Source organism: Bacillus cereus, assembly GCF_002567495.1.
In the GTDB taxonomy this organism is placed as follows: domain Bacteria; phylum Bacillota; class Bacilli; order Bacillales; family Bacillaceae_G; genus Bacillus_A; species Bacillus_A cereus_AQ.
Window position 1 is genome coordinate 20,865 of record NZ_NVAP01000065.1, and the last position, 7,096, is coordinate 27,960.

Genomic DNA, 7,096 nt, shown 5'->3' on the forward strand with positions numbered 1-7,096 from the left:
CCAATGGCTGAGATTATGGCTCTTTCAAAATCCAAGAAGAAGACACAAGAGAAAAGTCAGTGACAAGGTATTTATACATAGAAGAGACTTGTCACTGTTACGTTCTCTTTAAAAGTATAGCACAAAAGAATTTTAATGAGGAATAGCAAACCACAACCCAATTGTGAGATTTATAATGAATAAATTACAAAAAATCAATTCTTGTATGGTAGAATTGGTTTTTATTGTAATAACATAGCCTAAAGGAGATTTGACTCTTTTTCTTAGTACAACTCAAAATAAAAGAAAATTCGAAATTCACCGGACATGGCATTATTTTAGATAATAAGACGAATTTTACGCTCTATACCACTTATACTTAATATGTATAGTAACAAATAAAAAAGGTTTTAAATCAGAGGAAGGCACCTTAGGGTGTCTTTTTTACTCTGAGGTTCTATCTCTAATAATAAAAGAATCCATTTCTAGGGTTATTTGATATCATTAATTTTTATATAACATGAGAATTTATTTATAAGAACAAAAAAAGAAGAGGGATATCTTCCCTCTTCACCAATAAAATCATACATATTTACAATTAAGGAAGGGCATACATTCATCAAGTGATGAATGGAACAATAATAGTTCACCTAGTGAATTATAACATAAAACAACTTCTATTGATAGGTAATATTACCATTAATGGAAATGTTGTGACAACTTTGTTAAATATCTTAATATTAAAAGGCTTTATTTATATGTAAATAGAATGTGGGGAGTGTAGGGATAAAATAAAAGGGGGATTTATATTATGTTTACCAAAAAACAAAGATTAGTAACGAGTGTAACAGCTTTAACATTAGGATGTGGATTTACTTTCGGATTATCACCAGTTTTTGCAGATTCTAATCAGAATTCTGTAAGTAGCAAGCCTGTTCATTCTATTCAAAACCAAGAACAAGAGCCTTTTACAGGATATGTTATCTCGGTAGATAACAATTATTTAGTAATTGCTTCCACTTCTACAAAGGAGGAAGCACTTGCTTATCAAAATGATTGGTGGGAGTTAGTTTCTCAGAATAAGATTTTAAGAGTTCCTATTTCCAATGCCGAAAAATACAAATTAGGTGAAAAATTAAATGTATATGCAGTAGGTTGGACTGCATCATTACCACCAATTGCTGTTATGCCTACAATTGAAAAATTAGCTGATTAAATCATTATAGAAAACAAAGGCATATTTACCTTGAATCTTTTATTGATTCAAGGTTTGTATTACATTGAAAGTTGCATGATAACTATTGTATCCTAGAAATCTTATGTAATCTTTTAGAGATTTAAGATATATATTTGTAATTTAAAACAAAAGGTTTAGACAGTAGATGATTTTTATAATAGAACAGATATTGAATGGAACAGCCACATCTATTTTATTCAATATTCGTAGAGGTTATCTCACTAATTTATAAGCAAGAAAATATTGATTTTGTTGATGTGTATAGATGGGTGTTAAATGCAGAATATTCTGTATTTACATTATCAATTTACTGTAGTTTACAATTATGTAAAAATGGAACCAATTTAGTTTTTCTTCAAAACTCACAGCTAATAAAAATTTAAAGAGCGTTATGTTGTAGTTGTTAACAAGAAGAAAGCCAATTTTAATCTAATTGGCTTCTTTTAAATCTATACTCTTTTTCATTTATTATTTTATCATATCATTAACATTTGTACGGAAGTAAAAACGGAAAATTCAGGCATATAGAACCATTTTGATGAGATAAATTGGAGGATTAATTTTCGATGAATAGGACTCGAAATGAAAAATAAAAATGGAGTGGAATCATATTTGTCGCCGAGCTCTTTAGTTAAGAATTGAAGGATCTAAGTTAAAGATTGTACACTAACTAAAATTTCATGTAAGTAGTTTGCGTAAATAGTGAATTAAAAGCTGTCATCAGGATAAATGTGAGCATCAATAGCCTACTTATAGGCATTGACTGAGATACAAATAACACAGAGGGATTCAAGTACTGGTAGAATTCATTAAACGAAATGAGGTGAGAGCAACATGAGAGAAATTGCGAAAAAGGTACAAATGATACGTTTACAGGAGGAGCGTTGTGAGCTTCAAGTAGAAGTAGAACAGTATAGTGCCAAACGGTGCAAAATAGAAAGAGAGTGTATCAAATTAGAAAAAAATATAGCTAAAAAACAAACTCAAAAATTTCAAACGACAGAAGCAACATGGGATATAAAATGTAAAAAAGCAGTACAATTATTTAATCAAGGAGAAGAATATCCAACTATCGCCAAAAAACTGAGATGCAATGTGAGTAGTTTGTATAGAGAACTCAAGAAACGTGGCATATTGCAAATGCCAAAGCAAGTAGCAGCATCTAAATCAATAAAATCACCCGCAATATCAACACAAACAAAAAAATCGAATTTCGAACGATATAAAGAATATTATATGTACAAATAGAAGAATTCATGGCTATAATTCTATACCTGATTCTTTAGTATTAACAAGGTCGGATTATAAAAGGAACAATGAAAACTTTTTTGTTATAGAAGATGAGGCCTTTTGGGAACTTATATAAAACACTTTCAGAACATATTTTTGCGGTTTAATGTTGGATTAGTCATATCATGCACAGTATTTTAATTAAGATTGTTTATGTTGAATAAAGACATCCTATAGTGTCTTTTCTTTTTATAAACTCATTTCTCACACTTGTCTCTATTGTTTTTCATAGGATAATTTAGAGGAGGATTATACATGATTACAACTGCTAAATTAGTAAATTGGAGAGAACATGGAGATATGATTATTCTAGAGTGTGAATTAAATGAGAAACACTTTGAAATATCGACATATAAAGAACGTTTATACAATGTTCACCTTTTAAAAATGGAAGTATACGTTCGTTTAGATGTACATGGTAAATTAATTGGAATAAATATTTAAACCAATCAAAAAGAAAATAATTCATAATATCTAATCAATAATATGAATGGAACGGATTTACCGAAAGAATGCTTCTTGCTCAACCGTGTGAAGGTTGCAGGAAGAAAATAGCGTGTGAAAACTAAGCCATTCGGTCCCTGCATACAAGGTTCACCTTGCCAAAAGAGCTTCTCAGTGTTCCACTTCAAACTTTTTTAAAGCCCTCTTATAAAAACTAACGGGATATTACTAATAAATTGATAATATCAATAACTTTTTGATCCTCTATTCTACAATAAATCTGTGTACCTTTACGTTCACTAGTGATAGCCTTACCCTTAGTAAGTTTTTGTACGTGTTGTAAAATTTCATTTTCTGAAATATGTATTGCAGCACTTAAATGAGAAATTGTCAAAGTGCCACTTATAATCAATTCACGCGCAATTAATAAACGAATGGAACTACTCAATAATTCTAAGATTTCAACACTCCTTTCGTAATAATTATAGTTCATATTAAAATTACTAGACATAACAAGTAGCCTCCTAAGACTCTTATAAATATGGGTTAAAACTTCTTAACGTAAATACAAGTGGTATATTCCTAAAAATTTCTACAAAAATACAATAAATTAAAAATATAAGAACAAACTTAATGTATATTTACTTTTTATCAATATCACTTATGTATAAATATGTTAAAATGATATATGAAAGATTGAAGATATATTTGTGATTTTTAAAAGAGATGTTATTAAAAGTATGGTGGTTCAAGTTGGAGGAAGGCACCCTAGGGTGCCTTTTCTTTATACAAGAAGCATGGAGAGAAATGTTTCATAATATATATTTGCTAGTGTGGATTTGGCATAAAGTTACGATGCTTATAAAAAAGATGAGTTGTTTAAAATAAAATCATGATATTTCTAAAAAAGTTATGATATTATCCCTTTAGATTTGTTCCTCCAAAGGGATATTTTTTATTCTAGGGCGTTTATTATTTTTAAAAGGAGCAGCCCAATTAATTCTTAAAAACATAAGGTAAAGGGAACCCATTAAATCAAAAATTGATTCATTATTGAGACCCCTAATTAAAAGGGGAGAACTATGAGTTACGACGGTTCTTACGGTGACTTTGCTTTACTGATTGTTCTATTTATCCAGTTAATTATTATTGGATGTAGTTGTTGGGGCGGCGGATTCGGATACTAAAAAAAGGCACTCATGAGAATGCCTTTTTTCTTATATTAATATTTTTATTTGTATCAATTCACATTTGTTTAAAACGAGAGTGTTAAACAAATGAAAGCAGAATGAAGTAAATGGCACTGTTTTTTTAATAAAAATATAGTAGAAGATGAGTAGCATATGGAGTTTACATTGAGTTTACATTCAAAACATATATTAGTACTAAAGCTAGTATTGCTCATTACTAAATAAAAAAGGAGCTACCATTATGTACAACTCAAAAAAGCGAATTGCCATTATTGGAGCTGGTCCAGGTGGATTAACACTTGCTCGTATTTTACAGCAAGCAGGATTTGAACCTTTAATTTATGAACGTGAATCTTCGCCTACTGAACGGTCTCAAGGGGGAACACTTGATTTGGAAACACATACAGGGCAAAAGGCTCTACAAGTGGCCGGGCTGATGAAAGAATTTGAAAAAGTTTGTCGTTATGAAGGGCAAGTGTTAAAGATTATGAATAAGCATGGACACCTACGCTACAAAAATGATTTTCAAAATAATGAGGATTACTCCAGACCCGAAATTGACCGGGCTGATTTGAGAGATTTGCTGTTAAATTCTCTACACCCGAATTCTGTTCAATGGGGCTATAGGTTAATTCAGGCTGTCCCAGTGGCAAAAAATCAATATGAACTTCAATTCGAACACGGAGAAAAAATTACTGTGGATTTGGTCATTGCAGCTGATGGTGCTTTTTCAAAAATTAGACCTCTAGTTAGTCAAGCAAGTGCTAACTACTCCGGTATTAGTATGATTGAATTAAGTATAAAGAATGTCGCTGACCAGCATCCAGACATTTTAAAATTTAATGGCAGTGGCTCCATGTTTGCAATGGGTGACAATAAGACACTTATGGCTCAGGTAAACGGTGACAATAGAATTCGTGTCTATTTAGGGTTCAAAACAAGTTACAATTTTTTAGATGAATGTGACATTGCCTTTCATGAACCAGAGAATGCTAAGAGAGAATTATTGAAATACTTTGATGATTGGTCAGAGGATTTGAAAAAGTATATTTTAGATGCAAATGGAGAAATACTTCCTAGGAGAATCTATATGCTCCCTGTGCATCATCGATGGGAACATAAACCTGGAGTCACGCTTATCGGGGATGCAGCACATTTAATGTCGCCTTTTGCTGGTGCTGGCGCAAATTTGGCTATGCTGGATGGCACTGAACTAGCACTTTCTATTATTAATCATTCTACTTTGGAGGATGCAATTAGAATCTATGAAGCAAAAATGTTTGCATATGCCGGAGAAATGGCAGCCATAACTCAAGCTAACTTAGATTTGTTTTTTTCTGACCGTGCAGATGAGAAATTAGAGGAATTCTTTCATAATATCCAGCATTAATACAAAAAAAGGAGGTGTGCCTATTCGTTATTTTGTATTTTTGAAAAGTGATTCATAGGCAATCAGAATGATAAATAAAACAGCTATTATTCCCTTAAATTTGACTTTACTTGTACCCGAATTTCCAGGTGGAAAATGGGATCTTACACTTACTTTGATATCAAGTGGCAAAGAACTTATTCTAGTAGATACGGGGATGCCTAACGTGTATTCTGATATTAAAATACAAATGAAAAATTTAGGGTTTCCAATTGAAAAGTTAACAGGTATTGTTCTTACTCATCAAGACATTAATCATATTGGCAGTTTATCAGATTTGCTAGAAAAAATTCCAAGTATCAAAGTATACGCCCACAAGGAAGATAAAGATTACATTACAGGAAAGCATACTCTTATAAAGGGGCTTCCTGCTATGCTTCACTCTTTCGCTGAAGGCTTTTCTACAATGGAAAATCGTATTGATTGTCTATTAGAAGATGGTACAAAATTAAAGAATGCTGGTGGAATGATAGTGATTCATACGCCAGGTCATACACCTGGGCATATATCACTATATTATCCCCAAACAAAAACGTTGATTGCAGGTGACGCTATGGTAATTCGGGGCGGGAAACTTATGGGTCCGAATGAAATGAACACACCAAATATTAGAATGGCATATCATTCTCTAATCAAATTAACTAATTTTGATATTCAAAAAGTTATCTGTTATCATGGTGGTGTTTATGAACAAGATGTGAATAAGCAAATTATTAAAATTACCAAAACGTACTTTACTGATTAAAAATTTATTGGAGATTTCAAAACGTTTTTTTACGATATGCACTCCCTCAAATTATTAGAAATAATCTACTAATTTGAGGGAGTTTTTTATGGGGAAAATAAAACAAAGAAAGTTATACGAGCGCCTCTATCTCTACAGTTATTATTTAATGACCTAACCTTTAACACTGAAGTTGATAATGGAGAGATTTTTCATGTCAAAATCAGTAGTTATAAATTTTCCAGCGGAAGGTCATATTAATCCTACAATTGAAGTTGTTAAAGAATTAGTAAATAGGGGAGAAGATGTTATTTATTATTGTGAAGAAGAATATCGATTTAAATTACAAAACGTGGATGTTCAATTTCGTAATTGTGGGGGAATGTTAGAAGAAATTAATTTGAAAAATAGAATGGAAGCTATAATTTATGCTGTGAAGTACTTATCAGGAGTAGTAGTGATACGGATTGTCACTGCGCTCTTGGATAAAATAATAAAATTAAGAACCTTTTATTCAAGAAAGCGAATTTCATTAGGTGTTATTTTATACCTTAAAGCATCACACGGTACGTCTTACGACACAGAAAAATTGATTCTGCTTTTGGGAGGGGCAAAAAGCAGCCAAGAAGAAAATTTTCATCACCGTTATTAAAAATATTACCTATTATTAAGTTAACTATCTTTTGAATTTAATCTAATTTTAGATATATCCTCAATTGAATAATGTTTCCTAAAATTTAATTGGCTATCCCGCTCCAAATAAAAGAAAAACCTTGCAGAATCTTGAAGTGAACCCCGAAAAC

At 31.4% G+C, this 7,096-nt stretch carries 8 protein-coding genes; 7 read left to right on the forward strand and 1 reads right to left on the reverse strand.

Translation table 11 applies throughout. The annotated features are described in order from the left end of the window. The first annotated feature begins 790 nt into the window (after positions 1-790). The 3 genes from COK05_RS27700 (at position 791) to COK05_RS27710 (ending at position 2,950) form a co-directional block, all read left to right on the forward strand. Positions 791-1,195: a DUF3221 domain-containing protein gene (locus COK05_RS27700; RefSeq protein ID WP_098615088.1), complete on the forward strand. Its 405-nt coding sequence runs from the start codon at positions 791-793 to the stop codon at positions 1,193-1,195. Positions 1,196-2,050: 855 nt separating this feature from the next. Continuing rightward, positions 2,051-2,464 (forward strand): hypothetical protein, encoded by a 414-nt coding sequence (locus COK05_RS27705; protein ID WP_098615089.1) that lies wholly within the window; start codon positions 2,051-2,053, stop codon positions 2,462-2,464. 297 nt (positions 2,465-2,761) lie between these two features. Continuing rightward, the gene (locus COK05_RS27710) at positions 2,762-2,950 is read left to right on the forward strand and encodes a hypothetical protein (protein ID WP_098615090.1); all 189 of its coding nucleotides are present in this window, start codon (positions 2,762-2,764) and stop codon (positions 2,948-2,950) included. Between the two features lie 214 nt (positions 2,951-3,164). Here COK05_RS27710 and COK05_RS27715 read toward each other — a convergent pair whose 3' ends face one another. Then, positions 3,165-3,461 (reverse strand): ArsR/SmtB family transcription factor, encoded by a 297-nt coding sequence (locus COK05_RS27715; RefSeq protein WP_098615091.1) that lies wholly within the window; start codon positions 3,459-3,461, stop codon positions 3,165-3,167. Between the two features lie 571 nt (positions 3,462-4,032). Here COK05_RS27715 and COK05_RS27720 point away from each other — a divergent pair. The 4 genes from COK05_RS27720 to COK05_RS32120 all read left to right on the forward strand — a co-directional run bounded on the left by COK05_RS27720 (position 4,033) and on the right by COK05_RS32120 (position 6,945). Then, positions 4,033-4,137, forward strand: a complete 105-nt coding sequence (locus COK05_RS27720) for a YjcZ family sporulation protein (protein ID WP_098615092.1) — start codon at positions 4,033-4,035, stop codon at positions 4,135-4,137. Between the two features lie 244 nt (positions 4,138-4,381). Further along, positions 4,382-5,530, forward strand: a complete 1,149-nt coding sequence (locus COK05_RS27725; RefSeq protein ID WP_098615093.1) for an FAD-dependent oxidoreductase — start codon at positions 4,382-4,384, stop codon at positions 5,528-5,530. Between the two features lie 67 nt (positions 5,531-5,597). Beyond that, entirely contained in the window at positions 5,598-6,314 is a 717-nt protein-coding gene (locus COK05_RS27730) for an MBL fold metallo-hydrolase (RefSeq protein WP_098615094.1), read from the forward strand. Between the two features lie 193 nt (positions 6,315-6,507). Then, positions 6,508-6,945, forward strand: coding sequence for a hypothetical protein (locus COK05_RS32120; RefSeq protein ID WP_306482859.1), 438 nt, complete (start codon positions 6,508-6,510; stop codon positions 6,943-6,945). The last annotated feature ends 151 nt before the right edge of the window (positions 6,946-7,096 follow it).

Coding starts and splice junctions, on each gene's coding strand:
- COK05_RS32120 (WP_306482859.1), top strand. CDS start 6,508: ATGTCAAAATCAGTAGTTATAAATTTTCCAGCGGAAGGTCATATTAAT.
- COK05_RS27715 (WP_098615091.1), bottom strand. CDS start 3,461: ATGTCTAGTAATTTTAATATGAACTATAATTATTACGAAAGGAGTGTT.
- COK05_RS27700 (WP_098615088.1), top strand. CDS start 791: ATGTTTACCAAAAAACAAAGATTAGTAACGAGTGTAACAGCTTTAACA.
- COK05_RS27720 (WP_098615092.1), top strand. CDS start 4,033: ATGAGTTACGACGGTTCTTACGGTGACTTTGCTTTACTGATTGTTCTA.
- COK05_RS27730 (WP_098615094.1), top strand. CDS start 5,598: ATGATAAATAAAACAGCTATTATTCCCTTAAATTTGACTTTACTTGTA.
- COK05_RS27725 (WP_098615093.1), top strand. CDS start 4,382: ATGTACAACTCAAAAAAGCGAATTGCCATTATTGGAGCTGGTCCAGGT.
- COK05_RS27705 (WP_098615089.1), top strand. CDS start 2,051: ATGAGAGAAATTGCGAAAAAGGTACAAATGATACGTTTACAGGAGGAG.
- COK05_RS27710 (WP_098615090.1), top strand. CDS start 2,762: ATGATTACAACTGCTAAATTAGTAAATTGGAGAGAACATGGAGATATG.